The following is a 19,174-nucleotide window of genomic DNA, read 5'->3' as shown; positions in this document are numbered from 1 at the left end:
GTTTCGTCTTCGCTTCGCTGTTCATCGCCGCCCTCCCTGGAGATCAGAAAGGCGGATACGGCGGCGCGGAGCCCGCTGCACATCCGTGCCATACAGAACCGCGCCCTGCATCGACGCCGCGACGGCGCAACCCACGATGCAGTCGAGCCAGTGATTGTCAGCGCCGGAAAGGCGGAGTTTCCACTCATCGACGGTCCGGCCCCGGCCTTCGGTTTTCACGCGGTACTCGCTCGTGAGGTGCTCGGCGATGAGACGGTGCGGCTCCGGCTTGCGACCAAAGAGCGACACGCAGCCGGGATCGCCCATCGGCACCGCCAGGCGGGCATGGATGAAGGATTTCCAGTAGTTCGTGTCGAAGAGCACGTGGCGCACGGCGCGGCGGCCGGCTACATTGGGAATGCGCCAGTTCAGCCCGACACGGTCGCTCCGTTTGCGCTTGTATTCGCTGAAAGGGATGCTCGAAGCGCCGACATAGCGTCCGTGCGAAGGCAACATCACATTCGCGTAGGCGGATTGTCGGCAGAATTGGTACACCACGTCGGTTGAAGCGCCCCAGTTCGCATCGACCAGACAGCGGTCGATACGCACCATGGCGCCGTCATCGCGCTTCCACTCCCGTCCAAGCAGCGCCGCTGTGATTCGCTCCAGACCGGTGTAGATGGCGCCTTCGAGCCCGGCGCGTGGCGCGGCCATCGCCAGCGTCCGCCTCACCTCCCGCAACGTGAAATACCCCGCCTTCTGGTCCGGCTCGGTGCCGTAATCGACGACATGGCCCGTGAAGTCGCCCTCCCACGCGGCCACGAGCCAGAACAGGCACTTTTCCTGCACGTCAATGAACATCGTCAGATGCGAACAACCGATCGGGATCTCGCCACGGCGCATGCCGTTGGTCTTCGCGGCAATCTGATCCGCGCTGAGCAGATCTTCGTCCGCCTGCTCCTCGGGTAGCGGGTCGTTCTGGTACTCCGCCCAGAAGGCCGCCTCGTCCTGGAGCTTGAGATTCATCGCATGCTGGATCGCGGAGGCTTCATCGTGATTGAACCGCGCCGGCCAGGCAATCTCAGCGCCTTGATCCATTTCCGCTTGGTGTTGGCGATAGAACGCAGTCGCGGCGGCGATTCCCGCGTCATGGCGCAGCCCGTCGGCGCGGATTTCCGCGTATTTGGCCCACAGGGCCTCCCGGGTCGGGAACGCGTACACCATGCGAGTCCGTTCACCCTGCCACTGCGGGTGCTTCTCCCGATCGAGAAGTCGATCCGCCATGTCGTCCGGGCGCACCACGGTGATGGTCATGAGACCGGCGATCTTCTTGCCCGGGCCGGCCAGGCCGAGGATGGCGCCGGCGAGAATGCGCTCGCGGGTATTGCACTGCGAGGGCGATCGCGCCGACTCATCCGTCTGCGGGTCGTCGATGAGAACGAGCGAGGGGCGCACCGACTGGCCATCAGGACGCTTGTGTTTCATGCCCCGGATGCGTCCGGTGATGCCCGCGACGCGAATTATCGCCCCACTCGCCTTCGAATTGGGCACCGTCGGCAGCACGATTTCCTTGGCGGTCCAGCCGATGTGCGTCTGCCGGCCGTCATGAAGCTGGCCCGAGGAGCGCTGGTGGATGCCTTCAAGGCTGTGGATCGGGAAGAGCACCTCGGGGAAGTCGGTCAGCAGGAGTTCGTTGTTTTCGAGTTCCGCCTTGATCGAGTCGAGCATGTTGGCGGCATGCTCTTCGTCGGCGCCGATGAGCGCGACGAACTCGCGGGCCCCGATGAGAATGGCCCACAGGCAGGCGATCTCGCAGAGGGTCGTTTTGCCGCTGCCGCGCGGCATCGCCATTGCGAAGAGTCCTCCCTCCAGGACCGCCTTCTCGATCTTTTCGATGACTTTGAGATGGTCTTCCGACCACGGCAGGCTGAACGTTTGCGGAAAGTAGGTTTCACAGAATGCCCGGAATGACCCTTCGCAGCGCGCCCGGCGATGAACGTCGGCCACCTCGACCAGAGCGAAGATCTCCCGGCCCGCAAACGAATTCGGCAGATCATGCTGCATCGGCCGATCGCCACGCGCATGAGGTGCCTCCGCCGCCATCGATGCCGCTGCGTTCAGTCGCGCATGCCGCTCGGCGACGAGCCAGGCCGTGTAGCGGAGCAGATCGACCGTCTTTCCATCGCCGATCCGATAGCCAGCCCGGCTGCGATGCCGATGCAGTTGCCGCTCGCTGATCACCTCGCCCAATGGGGTCGAATTGAGCAGGCGGCAAATCTCGCTCGGTCGCAGGGTGCGGGGATCAATCGCCACGGCTTCCTCCAGCCGTGGGCGCTCGCTGGGCAAGATACCGCGCGAGCCAGGCCGCATAGAACACGAGATTGACGGTGCCGTCACCGTTCAGCGGTGCGCCGTCGTCGATGTCGCGCTCGATCATCGCTGCGGTGATTGATTGACCACCGGCCCGCGTGAGCAGGCGCGCCACCTCGGCCACGGGCAATGCGGCCGGATTCAGCACCGCCATGCGATCGCGCTGCTCGTCAGGCCGCCCGGGCATGGCGCTCCAGTTCGGTTTGACGCATCGCCGGCGCGGGGCACGAGGTCCCATGCCCGCCACAAAACGGGGCCGGCGCGGCGAGATTCCGGCCACTACCTAGCACATACCTAGCGGGCAGCGCTCCCCCATCGGTGAAGCTACCCACATGCGCCGCCATTTGCCCACAATCTGCGAATCCTGCTCGAATCCTCGGCAATTCCCCTTGCATGTGCGCGCTGTTCATGCCCTCATGTGTCCAACGCGAGGCGGCATACGCCGCCCGCCAACAACGGCGAAAGGAGCCAACACCATGACGACGCGAACCACCAACGACGACCTCGGCAAGCGCCTGCGCGAACACGCCATGTTCAGCGAAACCGACCTGCGCTACCTGCGGGCCAAGGGCTACACCGACGCCGAAATCCTCGCCTTCTGGGATCGCGACCACGCGATGGGCAAGGAGCCGGTCATCCACGCCGGCACGCGCGTCGAGAGCATCGCCATCCGCGTCCAGTCGGTGCAGAAGCAGGTCAGCGTCAGCGCCTCGCTCAATATCGAACTGGGCATCAGCGCCTACAAGACCGGCTGCGCCAACGTCGCGGTGAGCGACACCTACGCGCCGACGTACAGCTTCGAAGCCATCGACATCGACAACACGCGACGGGCGCTGGCCGAACGGATCTTCGAGAAGAAGTTCGACGAGCTGAGCGCCGGCCAGCGCGGCGAACTCGACGCGGTCGTGCGGGCCTGCATGCTCGTCGCCCACATCACCACGATCTGAAACGCACCGCCAGCCGCCACCACGCGGGAAAGGACCAGCACCATGACCATCAGGCAAATCACCATCAAGGGCGAGCGAGGCGATATCGAGATTCGCGACGCCGACTACGGAGCGCAGATTCTGTTCGGCGAGACCTGCCTCGAACTGTCGCGCCACAGCGGCGACGACGAGCGCTGGGCCGCCGCGACGGCGACGGCCAAGGCCATCTACGGCAGCGACCGCCACGGCCGGCCGCGCTGCACCAACTCCGAAATCCACGCGGTGCGCCTCGAGATCGAGCGCGTCGCCGGCTGCTGAAAGACCATGCAGGAAGGACTCATCATGAGCACCACACGCGACAACACACTGAACACCATCGCCCGCGAGATCCTGGGCCTCGAGACCTTGGCCACCCGCAACAGCGACAGCCTCGACTTCCACGACACCGCGGTGTGGTGCGTGAAGGAGGCGCTTGAGCGCGCCTACGAGGCGGGCCGCCAGTCGGCGCGGCCGACCAAGGCGGTCTGTCCCGCCTGCGGACGCAAGATCGAGATCACGCCGCTGCCCAGCGGCAAGTGAGAGAGGAGCACCGTGAAGACCAGCGCCACCAAGATTGACAGAAATCGCACCGCCCGCCGCAACGGCGCCGGCGCGCCGAACATTGTCATCCGCGAGGCGTGCGACCGCGACGGCGTCGTCCTGGGCCACCTCGTGGCCAGCCACGATGGCACGCCCGAAGGCATCGTCGCCGCCGCACGATGCACCACGGCCCGCACGTTCGACGCCTTCGCCGACGCGTGCAACGTCAACAGCCGCATCATCGCGACCGACGCGACGGGCCGGCCGCGCTGGTCGGTATCGCCGAACTTTGCAGTCATCGAGGAACTCGCCGCCATGTGACGGCGGTTCACATCCACCAACCGCTCTCTTGAAAGGAGCAGCACCATGAAGAAGAACGAAGTCCAGATCGGAAGCACCTACACCGCGAAGGTGAGCGGCAAGATCGCCAAGGTGCGCATCGACGCCGAGAACCGCAACGGCGGCTGGGACGCGACCAACCTCGAGACGAAGAAGAAGGTTCGCATCAAGAGCGCCCAGCGGTTGCGGGCCGAGGTCGGCTCGCCGCCGAAAGCGAGCACGACGCCGCCTGCAGGCAGCGACAACAAGGACGCCCAACCGGCCTCCGGCATGAAACCCGGGGGCCGTGTTGTTGACCGGGACGCGCAGCGCATCGCCGAGCGCGACGCCAAGGCCGCGGCCAAGGGCCTGGTCCTCAAGACCGAGATCGTCAACGGCAAGGAGCGGTCGCGCTGGGTGAAGAAGGCCGAGCAGGCCGCGGCGCAGCAGGGCGAGTTGGAATCTCCCCCGCCGACTGAGAAGCGCAAGTGCCGGCGCACGCCGCCGCGCATCGCGCTGGTCAACAAGGACCAGTACGCCGAGATCGCCAAGCAGGTCGAGAGCTTGCCCACCAGCCGCAACCACGTGTGCTGGAAGAAGAACGGAAAGTTGTACGAATTGTTCTTCCGCGTCGATGGCCGCACGCCGCTGCTCTACCGCGCGCCGGCGACCTCGGCCGTCGATGAGAAGACCGGCTGCCGCGAGGTGGACGCCGTTGGCACGGTCACCGGCGTCTTCCACATCAAGCAGTCCATCAAGCAGCTCACCGGCAAATCGCCGGCGCAGATCGGTATCACCATGCCGCCCGACCGCGGCGCGCCCAAGGCACGCGCCGAGGCGACGAAGAAGACGACCGGCGGCAAGGATGAAACCAAACCGCGCAAGAAGCGCGAGGGCCTCAGCGGACTCGACGCCGCCGCGCAGGTCCTGGGGCGGGCGAAAGAGCCGCTCGACGCGAAGACGATCGCCGAGCGCGCCATCGCGGCGGGCTGGAAGACCAACGGCGCGACGCCGCACGCGACCTTGTACGCCGCGATGATCCGCGAGATCAAGGCCAAGGGCAAGGAAGCGCGGTTCATCAAAGCCGACAAGGGCCGGTTCACGGCCCGGAAAGGAGCGTAAACGATGGACCGCGATGTCCAACGACTCCTCGCCCATGCCGACCAGACCCGCTCCACCATGCGCGACACCCTGGCCGCCATGCCCGCCGCCGAGAAGGCCGCGCTCATTCGCACCTGCGCCGCGGGCGACCTCGCCAGTCTCGACGAACGCACAGCGCTGCTGGTGGGCCTGCTCGCGGTGGTGGCCATCTTCGACCTGAGCGAATCGCGCGGGGAGGTGGAGCCATGACGGCTGAGCATGAACAACATCTCGTCGAGCCGGAGGACGCCTGCCCGCGCTGCGGCGAGCGCCACGTTGACAACCTGATCTGGATCGACGATGGGCAGCGCGTCCGCTGCACCACCTGCCTGAATGTCTACACGCCGCCGGCATTGCGGCCGAGAGGTGGTGATGATCATGACCAGCAGCCATGAGACCAACGCCCTGCGCCAGGTGCTGCTCGCGGCCCAGCGCCTGCTCGAAGCCCGCGAAGACCAGATGATCACCGCCGAGGAATGGGAAGCCCTCGCCGACGCGGTCAATGCGGCAACGCAAAGGCCAGACGGCGGTCCCGGCGAATCGTTCGCCGTGGACGCCACCAGCGGCGCGCTGCTGCGGCGCGTCGTACCCAAACGCGGCCAGCCCTACGAGCACATGTGCACCAAGCAGGTGTTCGACGACGTGGCGTACGCGATCGAGCAGATGGGAAATGCCGCGTTCACGATGGAGGAGATCAGGGCCAAGGTAGGAGGCGGCGACGAAGCCAGCATGCCGCCGTGGTCGCAGGTCGCGACCGCCGTCGCGTTCCTCAAGGAGCGAGGGTGCATCGTCCCGGCACGCCAACGCAAGAACGGCGCCGCCAGCGACTTCGTCTACGAGGATGCGCTGATCGAGTATCACGCCTTGCGCCATAAGGGGCCGGAGGAGGCGGCGCCGAGCGAGTAGGCCGCGAGTCCGCGACCACCATTCACAGCCGCAGCACCCGCCGCCGCGGCTGTGTCTGCGGGAACGCAAGCTAGAATGCCTCGAATGCCATCCCAGAGCAGCGTGAATGCCGAGGCAGCCGAATCGCTCGCACTCGCGAAGGCCAGAATGCGTTGGGCGTTGAGCCGAATCGGCGAGTTCGAATTCAACGTTGATGAATTCTTGAAAGGCGAGCCGTTCTACATCCGCAACGAATTGGAGCCGGCCGGTCGCGACCCAGTTGAGGATGTCGAGCTGACTCGGATTTCGTACCGGTTTCAAGTCCGTCGCGACGCCCCTATTGATCTGAGATTCATGGCTGCCGATGCCGTACACAACCTTCGGTCGGCAGCGGACAACCTCGTTTGGGCGTGCGGACGGTTGCACGGCGCCAGCGAACGGATCTGCCTGCCGTTTGCGCCAAACGCGACCTCCTTCCGGCAGAACGGTGCGAGGACGATCAAGCGACTGCCTCCGGAACTCCAGCAGTGGATTGAACGTCAGCAGATCTTCAATTGCCCTGCGGGCGACCCCGCGCTGCTCTATCGCCTCAATGGCCTTTGGAATCAAGACAAGCATCGACTTCCTACGCTGCTGGGGGCCGCTGTCAGGCGGATGGGTGTCGGCATCAGAGGAAGTATGCTCGTGCGGTGTCTCGGTACGAACGATCTGACGGGACTCAGAGATGGTGATGAAATTGCGTTCCTTATTGCTGGACCCGATGGAGTCGCCAATTTCGAGCCATCGTTCGATCTTGACGTGGCGTTCGATGCGCCGTACCGGACCGGGCCCAAGACCGCGCGCCACTTTCTTCGGGCAACTCACCGTCACATCGCTGAAGAAATGGTTCCGGTGTTCGAGAAGTTCATGGTGTAGTTTCTGCTCAGGCATCTAGGCTCGCTCTGCCTTCTTCCCCGTGAATTGCTCGTATCTCTGCACGATCACGTCGCAATACGCCGGATCGAGTTCCATCAGGAACGCGCGGCGCTGCGTCTGCTCGGCGGCAATGAGACTGGAACCCGATCCGCCGAACAGATCGAGCACGTTCTCGCCGGCGTGCGAAGAGTATTGCAGGGCCCGAACCGCCAACTCGACGGGCTTTTCAGTCAAGTGCACCATCGACGCTGGGTTGACCTTCTTGACGTGCCAGAGGTCGGTGGCGTTGTTCGGGCCGAAGAAGCGGTGCGCGGCGCCTTCTCGCCATCCGTAGAACGCGATCTCAAACGCGCCCATGTAGTCTTTGCGTGTGAGGACCGGGTGCTGTTTATCCCACACAATCCCTTGGCTGAAGTACAACCCTGCGCGCTTGAGCGGGCCGGGGTAGTTCCCAAGGTTCGCGTATCCGCCCCAGATGTAGAAGCCGCCGCCGGGAATGAGCACGCGAGCCATGTTGCCGAACCACGCATCGAGCATCTCGTCGAACGCTTCGTCGGTCATAAAGTCGTTGGCGAGCGGCCGGTCCTTGGCCCGCATCTTCTTCGTCGTCCGCTTCTTCTCGCCCTGGCGGGCCACGTCAAACGACTGATGATGCGTGCGCTTCTTCTTCGCCTCGGGGAACGACGAGTTGCCGGCGGCGATCGCGTTGTTCGATCGCGGCTCGACCTTCACGTTGTACGGCGGGTCCGTGTTGACCAGGTGAATCGGCTGACCATCGAGCAGTCGATCGACATCGGTCGCGCTTGCGGAGTCGCCACACAGCAACCGGTGCTCACCGAGAATCCACAAATCGCCGCGCTTCGTGATCGGCTCATCGGGCGGTTCGGGGATCGCATCCGGATCGGTGAGCCCCTGTTGCAATTCCAACGCCGCTGCCTCGATAGTCAAGGCATGATCGACCATTCCCTCCAGTGCCGCAACCAGTCCCGCGAGTTCAATGTCATGGCCGCTCAGATCGACCTCTTCGATCAGAGCTCTCAACACGGCTGCATCTGCCTGGGCCATGCTCGAGATTGGATCGAGCGAGAGCAGGATCTTTCGTTCCGCCTGCTCTGTCCAGGATCCCACGAGTACGGGTACGAGCGACCTTGGATCGACGACGTTGCGGCGAGCATGGCCATCGATGAGCCGTCCGGTCTGTTCATTGAACAGCAGCGCCCCCGCCCACCCTACCGACGGATCGGCGAGCATGTGCTTGAGCGCAGCAACTTGACCTTCTGGGTGTCGGCGCCAATTCCGAGGGTTCTCGGCGAGCGAACCTGCCTCGACCCACTCAAGCCGCAATGGCCGCCTCGAAGGCGGAGTGCGCGCTTCTTCCGGCGTGTCCCGACCCTTTCGACGTCGTTGTGTGGTAGTCACCATCCGCCCCTTTCTGTAACGAGGTAGGGTCGACCATCAGGCATAGTGAACGGGCGCGCCTTCCGACGCGGTCGCTGCGCAGCCGCAATGGCCTGCTTCTTGTGCTCAATGAAGCTCGCGACATCGGGCAGCAGATGAACTCGATGCAGGTACGCTGCGAAAATCTGATAGACTTCGCAATCACGGAGATCGATATGGGCGCCCGCCCGAATCGGTACCCAGCGCTCTTTCATGGTGTTGCCCTCACGCACCGCGATTTTGTGCATGTTCGACAAGTGCTGGTTGTAGACGGGGTCATTGCGGCGATTCAGCATCCAGATCGCCTTATCGGGATCGGCGTCGCGACTGCGACGAACCCAGTCCACAAGTTCATCCTGACCACGGTTTACGTCGAGCAGCCACAGGCGGACTTCGATCTTGTCAGCACCGCCGCCGAGGTCGTAATATCCTCGCCCCTGCTTCCAACCCTGGCCCTCGACCTGTCGCCGAGTGCCTTTCACTACCAGGACCCACGACGTTCGATCCATCGCCCAGCGGTACACCTCTTGGGTGCGACTCAGGCGAGCCCCTCGCTCGGTCGTGCCGCCGGAGTCGATCGCCGCGATTCCGCCCGCGCAGACGGTCATTGGTGGGAACATGTCGCCAGCGACTCTGAAGGGCGTGGTACAGATCTGATCGAGTTCCTCGAATGACTCGAGCCGGCCATGCCAGATGCGCTGCGACCGCATCTGCGGGCCCCAGGCGCGGACAACGCACCAAAAGTGATCCTGCTGCGTATCAATGGCGGCAATGAGCGACGCGGCCCATGGAGGTACGACCCCCTCGTCGTGCTGCGCAGCCTCAGAGAGATCAGAGAACGAGTTATTCTCGATTCGGGTGATCCGCTGCTCAAACGCCTCGCCGAGTGTCCCGGTGGTGAAGTCGAAGAGCGGTCCAACGCTTGGACTCGACTGCGTGCGCAGGAACTCGCCGGCGATATCCGCCAAGGTGATCCACTTGCAATACAGAGCCGAAATGTGCATCGACAGCCGCGTGCCGCGGCGGAAGCCGGGAAGGGACTCGGCGTCCTCGACCTCGCCGTTCGCGAGCCCATCGGGATTGCACGTTCCCCATTTGCCGGCAGCCACCGCCACTCGTTTGGCGGCCTCATCGAGTCGGTGACCGCAGGAGCGGCACTCGTACCAGACAACTCCTTCAGCGCCATGGGCTTCGACGTATTTCGCCTTCTCGACGGGGTCGGTGATCTCCGCGGGGATCTCCCACTTCACCTGTTCGAAGATCAGCCGCTGCTTGGAGTCGCATTTGGGGCAGGGCACAAGGAAATAGAGCTGGACGTCCGCAGCCTGATGTTCACGCCATATCACACCCAGGTCCGTCGTGGGTGTACTCACTTTCCACAGTCGGGCTCGTCCCATCCCGATGAAGGTCGTCTGGCGCTTGCGCAGCAGAGAGACCGGGTCGGCCTCGCGCCCGGAGAATGGAACGAACTTGTCCGTCTCATCGGCGATCGCGAAGCGGAGCGGATTTGAGGCCAGGCTCGAAGCCGATCCTGACCACATCAAGTACAGTGTGAATGAATTGGCGAGCGTCAGTTGGCTCTTTTTCGCGTCATGAGCGCGCTCGGTCATCAGCGATTGCAGGACCGTGGTGACCCGGAACATGGGCAGAATGCGATCGTTCACGATCTGCTCGCCCTTGAGCTTGTCAGGGAGGAGCAGGCCGCTCGGACTCGGGTCGTGGTGGGCGACGTACGCCAGCACGTTCCGCATCGCCTCACTGACCCCCACCTGGGCCGCCTTGACGATGGTGATTTCGCGCACCCCGGGCAGAAACCCAAGATCCATGATGCCGCGGAGGTAGGCGGCATTGGCGTTGCGCCACGGGCCGGTGATCTCCGACTGGCGATCATCTAGGTAACGGTGCCGCTCGGCCCACTGGCTGCATGTGAGCGAGCCCGTGGGTTTGAACTCCCGCGCCTCCTCGGGCGTCCATTCGATCGCAGGCGGCCGGTCGAGGGTAACCCGCTTCATGACTGAACCTCCTCCCCGCAGACGATGGATGCGGCCCGCGCGGCCTCCGCGGCGAGATGCTCGAGTGCCTCCTGGACGAGTGCGTCGACGACGCCGGCGGCTCTTCTCCGAATCTGGTGATCCAGATCATCGAGTTCGGGGTGGTGCTCAAGCGCGCGGGACAGGGACTCCATGACCTTGCGGAAGGCGCGGGCACGGACGGTCAGGGCTTTTTTGACCTCCGGAGCGGAGATGAACTCGCCCTCGCGCACCCGCCTCTCAAACCGAAGGCGCTCGATCATCTCGAGATGCTGCATTGCCCGCAATCGATGAGCAGCGGGGAGTTGGCGAATCTCTTCCGTCAGGTTGCCGATTGGCCCGGTCGTTCCGGTGGAGACCGATGATGCGAAGGCCGCTGAAGGGACCACCGGCGGCCTGACCGACTGCGACGGAACGGCGTCCAAGCCGGAGTCGGCGCGCCGCATGGCGACGGTTCTTGCATGCCACGAGGCGACCTCTTTGGCGGGCCACGGCGCCTGCGCCCGGAGCGGGCAGTCGGGATGGCGCTTGCGCCACTTTGACACCGCCTGCTTACTCACACCGAAGTGAGATGCCACTTCCTCCAACGTGTGAAGAGAGTCCGCTCCATCGCCATTGCCGCTCGATCGCGCCATCTTGTCAACCCGAACCTGCGGTCGAAGTCCATGAATCGCCGTTTGCAGCGTGGGATCGCCTCTGCTTGTCAACCCGTCAACCAGTGTCAACCCATCGCGCGGTTGACCGGAATTCGCATTCACGCCGCGATGTTCGACCCGCGACGCTCAAATCGGCCCGGAAGGAACCAAGGAATCTGGCGGTACTGGGCCGATACCGCCACCCCCTTCCGGCGACCTGTGGCGGTTCTGGGCCGGTGTGGCGGCTGGACGGCGCGACGTGCGCCGCCCCGTTTGCCCCGTTACGGCGCACGTTGGGCCGGGTGGCGTGCTGTTCGCGGTCGCGCGGCGTTTGTGGCGACGGCCGCTCGGCCCCAATACACCCCAGTTGCACTAGCGGCCAGACTCGGCTGGAGTCTCCGGGTTGTTCGGCAAGTTCCTCGCTCGCGCGCTCACGCGCTTGAGCGCTTGAGCCGTCAATTCCAATGTGCGTCGCTCGCGCGCGCACATGGGGGGTGTGGGGGGATGCTTGAGCGCGCGAGCGAAGCCCTTCAGCACGGTCTTGTGTTCGCTCCAGCGCTTCGGCGCAGCGCTTGAGCGAGTGCGCGCGCGAGCGAAACCGACCTGGAGCAGCGATGGCACTCATTCGCTGCTCCCCTCAGGTTGCGGCACGGTGGCATAGCAGACCTTGTGTGCCCGGCCCACGCTCCAGCGATGAATGAGACCGCTCGTTTCAGCTTCCTTGACAAGACGTTCTGCCATTCGAACCGAGAGGCCTTCCTTGTCGCGGATGATTTCCAACACGGCAACCTTGGCGACCGGCTCGGCACTGAAGTACGTGGCGACGATCACATCCACCTCCGCCGAGGCCCTGGAACGCCGCGACTCCCTCGTACGTCGTTGTGGGCGCTCGGACTTGAGCGCCGTCGGATCGAGGCCCTCATCCACAACCCACAGCGGGTGCCGCCAGCGCAGACAGACCGGCTTGACCGAAGCCCACGAGCGCCCCGCCGCCTCGAGAACGACCACGTCACTCTGTTCGTGGGGCCGCAGCACGAGGTGGGTGTCGGTGGCACGACTCAGGCTCCCGGCGCCGGCTCCGACGTCCGTAACCGACTTGAAAGATTGGTTGCCCTTGGAAGCGTGGTGGAGCAGGCAGAACGAGCTCTGCATCTGGTCTGCGCAGCCATCGATTGCGTTGTAGCACTGCGCCATCGAGCCGTTGTCATTCTCGTTCACGCCGCGCGGCAGGAAGCGGTAGAAGGCATCGAGGATGATCATGCGATACCGCCCGGGCTCGAGCGATTCGAAGTAGTCTCGCAGGCCGAAGACATCAGGACAGCGCCCGCGCAGGCTGTCGACGTGAATGCGGTCCTGCACATCGGCCAGAGGGATGCCCATCGCCTCGACAATGCGCGGAATGCGGTAGGCGAGTGTCTCGTGGTGCAGCTCGTTGTCGAGAATGAGGACCTCGCCGCGCACCGTCGGGAACCGATCCAGCCAGGAGCGGCCTGTGGCGATCGCAATGGCCAGGGCATGCGCCGACCAGCTCTTACGGGACTTGGAGGCGGCGATCAGGTTCATCGTCTCGCCGAGGCGCAGCAGCCCCTCGACCACCGGCTCGCGCTGGCGGGGGTGTCGAACGATCAACTCGCGCACGCTCAGGATCGACGGCCCGACGATTGGAGTCGAACGGACCAAGTAAGGATTGCGCGGCTGCGGCGGACGCTCCTTGACGTGGCCGTCGGTCGTGACGCCATAGCCCTGGACGCGTAGGTCCGATGCCGCTGCGACGTAGTCTCCGTCGTGTTCGAGCAAGGCGTAGACCGTGAAGCGCGAATAGCCCCTGCTAGGTTCGAAGGGTGAGGCATTCGACGAGAACACGTAAAACACGCCGTTCTTGAGCGTCGCGCTCACCCCAGAGTTCTTTCCCGGCCGCCGCCAGTGCTCGTTCTCACCGCCGCGAGCGAGCGTCCATCCGTGCTTGACGAGCAGCCCACGCACATCCCCGCGCTCGTTGTAGTCATCACCGGGCCGATTTCCCTCGCCTTTGCTCTGCAGCGAAGTGCGAGGCGCGTCGATTACTTTCAGTGGGATCTCGTTGAGGTCGGATGCGCAGCCAAGCAGGATCTCCCGCTCGTCCTCGGTGATGGTCGGCAGTGCTGCGAGATCCCCTTGGATCATCTCGTACTTCGGCGACGGCGCACAAAGAGACAGCCCGCCTTCGCCTCGCGTCTCAATGAGCGTGACAGTCGCGAACCACTGTCCCGTAGCGCGGTCCTTCCGCGGTTTGAATGTCTTGCCGCAGTTCGGCACCTGTTCAGGGCCGTCGGTTTCCACCCGCCGCTGGGCAAGTTTGGCGCTCCCCAACACGGGCGTCTGAGCGCGGTAGGCGATGTGATAACCGCCTGAAGGCGTGCGCTCGATGCCAAGTCGTTCGACCAGGCCGGGAGCGTTTTCCTCCACCAGCGCCCGCCACGCCTCGTACATCTCCCCGCCCGCGTCGAAATCGATGATCTCCAGGTTGCCCGAGACGGCCCCGCAGACGAGACAGATCGCGTCGATCCGGGCGCTGAACCACTCGTCAACTTCATCTTCCGAGGGACATCGCTCCTGGAACTCCTTCCAGGCGGGAAGTACCGGGCGCTTCGTCTCTCGATCAGCGGGCAGCACGCACAGTCCTGCCTTGAGGTAGGCTTGCGCGACGGCAGCAAGATGACCCGTCGGGAGAGCGATCACCGATTCACAGTCCTTCCTCGTCCAGTTCGCGATCGATTTCAACCTGATCGTGAGCGATCGCGCGAGCCGGGCGCGGCAAGCGGCGGTGCCGTTTGGGGGGATCGAACCGCGGGTCGCGCGGCGGCAGTTCTCTGGCTTCCTGCTCTCTGGCGTCGAAGTAGGAGATATCCGCCTCGGTCAGGCGCCTGCTGAACTCCTCCACCCACGTCGGTCGCGTGAAGATCCGTCCGCCGATGCGCACATGCTCGAGTCGGATGCGCTCGCCGCTACGGGCCAGCACACCCTTGCGGCACCAGCGCCACATGCAATTGGTCGAGGGCCGGCCCGGGACGAGGTGGCTGGCCTGCCCGAGCGTGATGTGGTCGATTGTCTCGCTTGCGTTGATCATGCATACCTCCGCGTGTTTGCGTTCACTGCAAAGGTTTTAATGCAGGCATATCGGATAGCCTCGATCCAGAAACCTTTTGCCCCGTTTCCAGAAACCAAGGTTTCCGTTCTCGCGACAACGAAAAGCCCCCGATTTCTCGGGGGTTCGCTGGCACTGGATTGCTTGACCAACGGTCGAAAACAAAAGGTTTCCGAAATGTTTCTGACCCTGGATTCGCCTCACCCGATGCGCTTCATTACCTCGACCACCTTGTCCATGTCGCGCTGGGCGTACACCGCGTCCGTCACCAGGGCGCTGGAGTGACCCAGCGCGATGCGCGCCGCCTCAAGTCCGCACTCGCGGCGGATGATGGTCGCGGCGGTGTGGCGCAGCTGGTGCGGATGCCAGCGGTGGGCCTTGCGCCAGCGATTGAGCTCCTCGCGCTGCTCTACGGTGAGGCGCTCGTGCACCTCTTTGAGCGTCTCCAGGCGAGTGCGCGGCTTGCGATCACTGCGTGCGCCCGGGACGATGATCCGCTGGCGGTGATAGACGGGATCGGGATGAGGAAAGGCCTGATCGCAGGCCCGCTCGATGGCGCGGCGGTAACTGTCGGCGGTGTAGTGGTCGGCGGGCGTCCATCGGCGGCTCTGCACCCGATTGGACCCGGGCACGTTGCCACACGAGAGTGGAGTCTTGCGCGCCGCCGCCCGCGCCGCGAGGCGCTCCTGCTCGGCCTGGGCGGGACTGAAGAGACAGGCGTCCAGGGCGGCGCCGCTGAGGAAGGGCCGGATGGCCGCCTGCGCCTTGGGGCCGAGGTAGAGAGTTCGGGCGTGGCCGTGATGAGCGGTCTTGTGCTGCTTGAGGTAGACCATCCACACGCCCTTGGAGTCTTCCATCACCAGGTCACGGGGACGGAGCATGAAGAGCTCGCCGCCGCGGGCCCCGGTGTTGAGCTGCAGGTCGATGAGGGCGTTGACCTGGCGGCTCAGGAAGGGACGCGTGGCTTCAACGGTCTCGACCGCGACGGGGCCGACGGGTTTGGTTTCGCGGGCGGGGCTTCGGCCGCGCTTGAGCGCCGGCACGGTCTTGAGCTGCTGGTAGATCGACGCCGGGAGCTTCTCGTGCGAAGCCGCCCACTTGAACATGGCGCACACCCGGTGGATCTGGCCGTTGACGTAGGGCCGCGACCAGGCGATGCGAGGTTTGTCGCCATGGGGGTCGCCGCGCACCATGTCATCGCGCACCAGCCGCAGGCGGTTGGGGCCGAACTCGCTCGCCGGCGTGGAGCCGAAAAGTTTGCGCACGATGCGCAGCGCGCCCTTGATGAGCGTGCGCTCCGAGCTCGAGTAGTACGTCTTCGTCCAGCGCCAGTAGGCGCCGATGAGGTCGCTGATCGTCTCATCTGCTTCGAGCCTGCTCTCGCCGCCGTGCGCGCCGCGGGTCGATCTGATCTGCATGGCGATGCGCTGCTGGGCATAGAGCTGGTCGGGCAGGCGCCGGTCCAGCGCTTCCCACTGCGCGATGAGCAGGTGGTAGAGCTCGCGACTCTGCGGGCTGCCAAAGGGCCCGAGCCAGTAATCGCGGCGCTTTTTGGTGCGCGAGTCGGTGAGCGTCACGAGAGCCTGCTCATAGCCGCGTCGCGAGCGATAGCCCGGGGGCCTCAGCGCGATCTGGGTTCGCGGAGAATTCGGTTTTGGGGGACGGTTCTTTGGCATGGTGCGGCCTCCTGATCGCGTTTTGCGCGGTGTACACCGCGCGGTTTTGCGCTTCAGGCCGCACCGCCGAACGTCGGCGGGTGTCCGTAAACCTCGGACTCGGCGTTAGTTGTCCGGCAATGGAGCTGATCGGGATCGAACCGACGACCTCTTGCATGCCATGCAAGCGCTCTCCCAGCTGAGCTACAGCCCCGGAGCAGGCGACTCTCTGGAGCCGCCGCAATATCAAGGTTAGCCCGGCCGCGGTGAGCGTCAACCGGATCGATCCACGGATGCGGAGGGGCCCCTGGGTGCCGGGCTCAAAGCGAGGCACTGCACCACCGCCGCCGCTCCGATCACTGCGGCTGTCTCAATGCGCAGGATGTGCGGCCCCAGTGACACGGCAATGGCCCCTGCGCGAGCGATGATTTCCCGTTCGGCGCTGCTGAAGCCGCCTTCCGGTCCGACGAGCAGCAGGATCGCCGCCCGGCTGCGCGCACGGTCGATCGCCTCAACGCACGGCTTGCCCGCCGCATCGGCCACCAGCACGAGCAATCCGCCGGCGCGCGCCAGGCATCGCTCCAGCGGCATCGGCTCGTCAATATCCATGAGCCACGCCCGGCCGCACTGCTTGGCCGATTCCACCGCCGTCGATTCGCGCCAGCGGGCGACCCGCTTGTCGCGCGGCTCGACGATGCTTCGCTCTGTCAGAAGCGGCGCCCAGCGCGAAGCGCCGGCCTGGCTCAGTTGCTCGATCATCATCTCCGCGCGCGGCCCCTTGGGCGGCGGGGCGGCGATGATCACCTCCGGCTCAGGCCGGGGCGAGCGCTCGGCCGACTCGACGCGCAGCGAGAGTCTCCGCTTGCCCGCCGCAACGACAGCCCCGGCGACGATGAGCCCCCGCCCGTCGAACACCTCGACGCGGTCGCCCGCGGCGATCCGCTTGACCGCCAAGGCGTGGTGGGCCTCGGGGCCGGCGATTTCGAGCACGCTGCCGGTTTCGAGGCTCAGTTCATCGGGTTGGGGAAGGTAGATGCGGTGCAGGGACACGCGTCGCTCCAGCGCGGGAAAGCGTCATTGGCCGCGATGATCCTACGGCCGGGCCTTGAGTCGGCAGGCGGGACGGACGATCATAACGAGTATGCCGCGCCGCATGCCCGGCAGCGTTACCGGACGCCGCGGCGTTCAGGGGAGCCATGGCAGGCAAGTCGCGTCCAACTTCGGGGAAGTCGCCCGCCGCGCCGGTGCCGCTCAAGGCCGACGGGCCGCCGAGTCACAAGCCGGCGCCGCGCCCGTCGAACGCGCCCGCGCCGCAGACCGTTGAGCCGCCAGTTCAGTCGCCGAACGAGGCGCAGGTCGAGGCCCAGGTGGAAGCACTGCTTGATGAAGCCGAGCAGCAGGTGCAGGCGATGTCGGAACTGGTCGGCGATGCCCCGCCGCCTCAATCAACGCCCGTGGATGAATCGCCACAGAATCCTGCGCCGCCGGATCCCGCTGCCGTGGATAAGCCCGCGTCGGCCGCTGCGGAGGCTGCAAACGTCGAAGAATCACCCGCGAGCGCGCCGCCCCTCGATGATCCCGTCGATCCAGCGGCGCTGCAGTCCCAGGTGGATGCGATTCTCGCCGAGGCCGGGCACGCGGCAGGCGTTGACGACGCTGAAGACCTGCCGTCAGCCGCGCCGGAGATCGAGGATGACTTTCCGGCGGCAGCGGCGCCCAGTGGAAATGACGCGGTCGATGCCGCGGCGCCGCCGATGGATATCGCCGCAGTGGATGCGGTGATCGCCGACGCCGCGCAGCGCGCGATGGAGCAGGATGAGTTCGAAACCGGCGCGGGCGACGAGGCCGTGGCGATGGCCGGCGCTGCTTCGCCCGCAGATTCGGCCGAGCGCGTCGACGGCGAATCTCCCCGTCGAGTCGTCAAAAGCGGCGATGCCTCCATGCGCCGCGTCAAGCCGAACTCGAACCGGCGCTCAACGGGCGCTGCCGATCTCGATGGCGGGTTCGCCAAGTCCGATGGGCCGCGCCGCGATTCGGCCGCTCAGCAGGAACGCGAGGCGCTGGTCGAAACGCCCACCGCGAGCGAGCCGCCCGATTCGCGCTGGCGGGCGCGCGCTGTGCGTGCGGCGCTGCGCGGGATGGCGGCAATGAATGAACCCTGGAGTCGCTGGACGCCGCCGACGCGCTACGTCGTGCTCGCCTTCACGGTGCTCAACATCACCCTCGCCGGCGTCGCGTACATCATCGTCCTTAGCCGCTGGTTCTGAGGGCCTACACCGCAGAGACGCCGAGAGCGCAGAGAAGAGGGCTGGTGTTCGCCAATGACCAGTCATCGCCACGACGATCGAGCGATGAGCGCACTTCTAACCTCTAGCACGAAGTCTCAAAGGCACAAAGATACACAGCGAAACCGCGCAGACAGCGCGCGCCTTGTCGCGCGCCCGCATGGCCTGCGCTCCCGAAGCGTCGCTTGACCATGGCACCCTGCGGAGATCGACCGCCGCGGTGCGGTACACTTGGCCGATCGCCTTACCGGAACGGGCCCGTGGACCAGCAGCGCCGCTATACCTTTGGACGCTCGAGCAGACTCACGCACAACCGCGAGTTTCAGTCGGTTTACGGCGCCCGCTGCCGCAAAATCGTCGGCCCGCTGGTCGTGCACGGCCGGCCCAACGGGCTGGACCATCCGCGCCTTGGCCTGAGCGTCGCCCGCCGCGTCGGCACGGCGGTGCAGCGCAATCGCTTCAAGCGACTGATCCGCGAGGCGTTTCGCCACCTCCAGCACGACTTTCCGCGCGGCTACGATCTCATTGTCGTCGTCAGGCCGCACGAACCGCTCAACCTCGCGGCCTACCAGCACCTGCTTCACAAGGCCGCGACGCAGATACACCAGGAATGGACGAAGCGCGACACATCCACGACCCGGTAGACGATTGGCGCGACCTCGCCGCGGGGGCTTCGCTTCCGGCTCGCGCGCTGATCGCCATTGTGCGGCTGTACCAGGTGACGCTGGGGCATCTCATCGGCGGCCAGTGCCGCTTCTGTCCGTCGTGCTCGCGCTATTCCATCGAGGCCCTCGCCCGCCACGGCGCGCTGCGCGGCGGGTGGCTCACGCTGCGGCGGCTGGTGCGCTGCCACCCGTGGGGCGGCAGCGGCGATGATCCCGTGCCTGACTGATATC

21 protein-coding genes and 1 tRNA gene are annotated in these 19,174 nt (G+C 65.3%); 12 read left to right on the top strand and 10 right to left on the bottom strand.

The features are described from left to right. Positions 1-21: 21 nt before the first annotated feature. Complete coding sequence (locus IT430_18890; protein MCC6910006.1) at positions 22-2,292, bottom strand: phage terminase large subunit family protein; 2,271 nt, start codon at positions 2,290-2,292, stop codon at positions 22-24. Further along, positions 2,282-2,503, bottom strand: a complete 222-nt coding sequence (locus tag IT430_18885; GenBank protein MCC6910005.1) for a hypothetical protein — start codon at positions 2,501-2,503, stop codon at positions 2,282-2,284. Before IT430_18885 ends, IT430_18890 begins: the two co-directional genes overlap by 11 nt. A gap of 322 nt (positions 2,504-2,825) precedes the next feature. Between IT430_18885 and IT430_18880 the strand changes: the two genes are divergently transcribed. The 9 genes from IT430_18880 to IT430_18840 all read left to right on the top strand — a co-directional run bounded on the left by IT430_18880 (position 2,826) and on the right by IT430_18840 (position 7,112). Next, a complete protein-coding gene (locus tag IT430_18880) occupies positions 2,826-3,296 on the top strand; it encodes a hypothetical protein (GenBank protein MCC6910004.1) in 471 nt (156 codons plus the stop codon). A gap of 42 nt (positions 3,297-3,338) precedes the next feature. Beyond that, complete coding sequence (locus IT430_18875) at positions 3,339-3,593, top strand: hypothetical protein (protein ID MCC6910003.1); 255 nt, start codon at positions 3,339-3,341, stop codon at positions 3,591-3,593. A gap of 24 nt (positions 3,594-3,617) precedes the next feature. After that, entirely contained in the window at positions 3,618-3,854 is a 237-nt protein-coding gene (locus IT430_18870) for a hypothetical protein (protein MCC6910002.1), read from the top strand. Between the two features lie 12 nt (positions 3,855-3,866). Next, positions 3,867-4,175, top strand: a complete 309-nt coding sequence (locus IT430_18865; GenBank protein ID MCC6910001.1) for a hypothetical protein — start codon at positions 3,867-3,869, stop codon at positions 4,173-4,175. A 45-nt stretch (positions 4,176-4,220) separates the two neighbouring features. After that, positions 4,221-5,294 carry a winged helix-turn-helix domain-containing protein gene (locus IT430_18860; protein MCC6910000.1) on the top strand — a complete coding sequence of 358 codons (1,074 nt, stop codon included), beginning with the start codon at positions 4,221-4,223 and terminating at the stop codon, positions 5,292-5,294. A 3-nt stretch (positions 5,295-5,297) separates the two neighbouring features. After that, on the top strand, positions 5,298-5,522 hold the full coding sequence (locus tag IT430_18855; GenBank protein MCC6909999.1) for a hypothetical protein: 225 nt from the start codon (positions 5,298-5,300) through the stop codon (positions 5,520-5,522). Then, positions 5,519-5,707: a hypothetical protein gene (locus tag IT430_18850; protein MCC6909998.1), complete on the top strand. Its 189-nt coding sequence runs from the start codon at positions 5,519-5,521 to the stop codon at positions 5,705-5,707. Before IT430_18855 ends, IT430_18850 begins: the two co-directional genes overlap by 4 nt. Then, positions 5,691-6,218: a hypothetical protein gene (locus IT430_18845; GenBank protein ID MCC6909997.1), complete on the top strand. Its 528-nt coding sequence runs from the start codon at positions 5,691-5,693 to the stop codon at positions 6,216-6,218. The genes IT430_18850 and IT430_18845 overlap by 17 nt, the downstream gene beginning before the upstream one ends. Before the next feature lie 84 nt (positions 6,219-6,302). After that, positions 6,303-7,112, top strand: coding sequence for a hypothetical protein (locus IT430_18840; GenBank protein ID MCC6909996.1), 810 nt, complete (start codon positions 6,303-6,305; stop codon positions 7,110-7,112). A gap of 15 nt (positions 7,113-7,127) precedes the next feature. Here the strand turns inward: IT430_18840 and IT430_18835 are convergent, their stop codons facing one another. From IT430_18835 to IT430_18800, 8 genes are all read right to left on the bottom strand, one after another. Then, positions 7,128-8,363: a site-specific DNA-methyltransferase gene (locus IT430_18835; protein MCC6909995.1), complete on the bottom strand. Its 1,236-nt coding sequence runs from the start codon at positions 8,361-8,363 to the stop codon at positions 7,128-7,130. Between the two features lie 164 nt (positions 8,364-8,527). Beyond that, positions 8,528-10,561, bottom strand: coding sequence for a phage terminase large subunit family protein (locus IT430_18830; protein ID MCC6909994.1), 2,034 nt, complete (start codon positions 10,559-10,561; stop codon positions 8,528-8,530). Then, positions 10,558-10,857, bottom strand: a complete 300-nt coding sequence (locus IT430_18825; GenBank protein MCC6909993.1) for a hypothetical protein — start codon at positions 10,855-10,857, stop codon at positions 10,558-10,560. Before IT430_18825 ends, IT430_18830 begins: the two co-directional genes overlap by 4 nt. Before the next feature lie 978 nt (positions 10,858-11,835). Next, positions 11,836-13,932 (bottom strand): AAA family ATPase, encoded by a 2,097-nt coding sequence (locus IT430_18820; GenBank protein MCC6909992.1) that lies wholly within the window; start codon positions 13,930-13,932, stop codon positions 11,836-11,838. A 4-nt stretch (positions 13,933-13,936) separates the two neighbouring features. Continuing rightward, positions 13,937-14,320 (bottom strand): hypothetical protein, encoded by a 384-nt coding sequence (locus IT430_18815; GenBank protein MCC6909991.1) that lies wholly within the window; start codon positions 14,318-14,320, stop codon positions 13,937-13,939. Positions 14,321-14,538: 218 nt separating this feature from the next. Beyond that, positions 14,539-15,915, bottom strand: a complete 1,377-nt coding sequence (locus IT430_18810; protein MCC6909990.1) for a site-specific integrase — start codon at positions 15,913-15,915, stop codon at positions 14,539-14,541. Positions 15,916-16,134: 219 nt separating this feature from the next. Beyond that, positions 16,135-16,207, bottom strand: a tRNA-Ala gene (locus tag IT430_18805). A gap of 59 nt (positions 16,208-16,266) precedes the next feature. After that, on the bottom strand, positions 16,267-17,043 hold the full coding sequence (locus IT430_18800; protein MCC6909989.1) for a 16S rRNA (uracil(1498)-N(3))-methyltransferase: 777 nt from the start codon (positions 17,041-17,043) through the stop codon (positions 16,267-16,269). A gap of 146 nt (positions 17,044-17,189) precedes the next feature. Between IT430_18800 and IT430_18795 the strand changes: the two genes are divergently transcribed. From IT430_18795 to yidD, 3 genes are all read left to right on the top strand, one after another. Continuing rightward, complete coding sequence (locus IT430_18795) at positions 17,190-18,260, top strand: hypothetical protein (protein MCC6909988.1); 1,071 nt, start codon at positions 17,190-17,192, stop codon at positions 18,258-18,260. Between the two features lie 278 nt (positions 18,261-18,538). Beyond that, positions 18,539-18,922, top strand: coding sequence for a ribonuclease P protein component (gene rnpA, locus IT430_18790; protein MCC6909987.1), 384 nt, complete (start codon positions 18,539-18,541; stop codon positions 18,920-18,922). Continuing rightward, a complete protein-coding gene (gene yidD, locus IT430_18785) occupies positions 18,889-19,170 on the top strand; it encodes a membrane protein insertion efficiency factor YidD (GenBank protein ID MCC6909986.1) in 282 nt (93 codons plus the stop codon). Before rnpA ends, yidD begins: the two co-directional genes overlap by 34 nt. Positions 19,171-19,174 lie beyond the last annotated feature (4 nt).

Source organism: Phycisphaerales bacterium, from assembly GCA_020852515.1.
Taxonomy (GTDB): Bacteria; Planctomycetota; Phycisphaerae; order Phycisphaerales; family UBA5793; genus UBA5793.
Note: the sequence above shows the minus strand (reverse complement) of the source record. Positions and strands in the feature narration are given on the sequence as shown.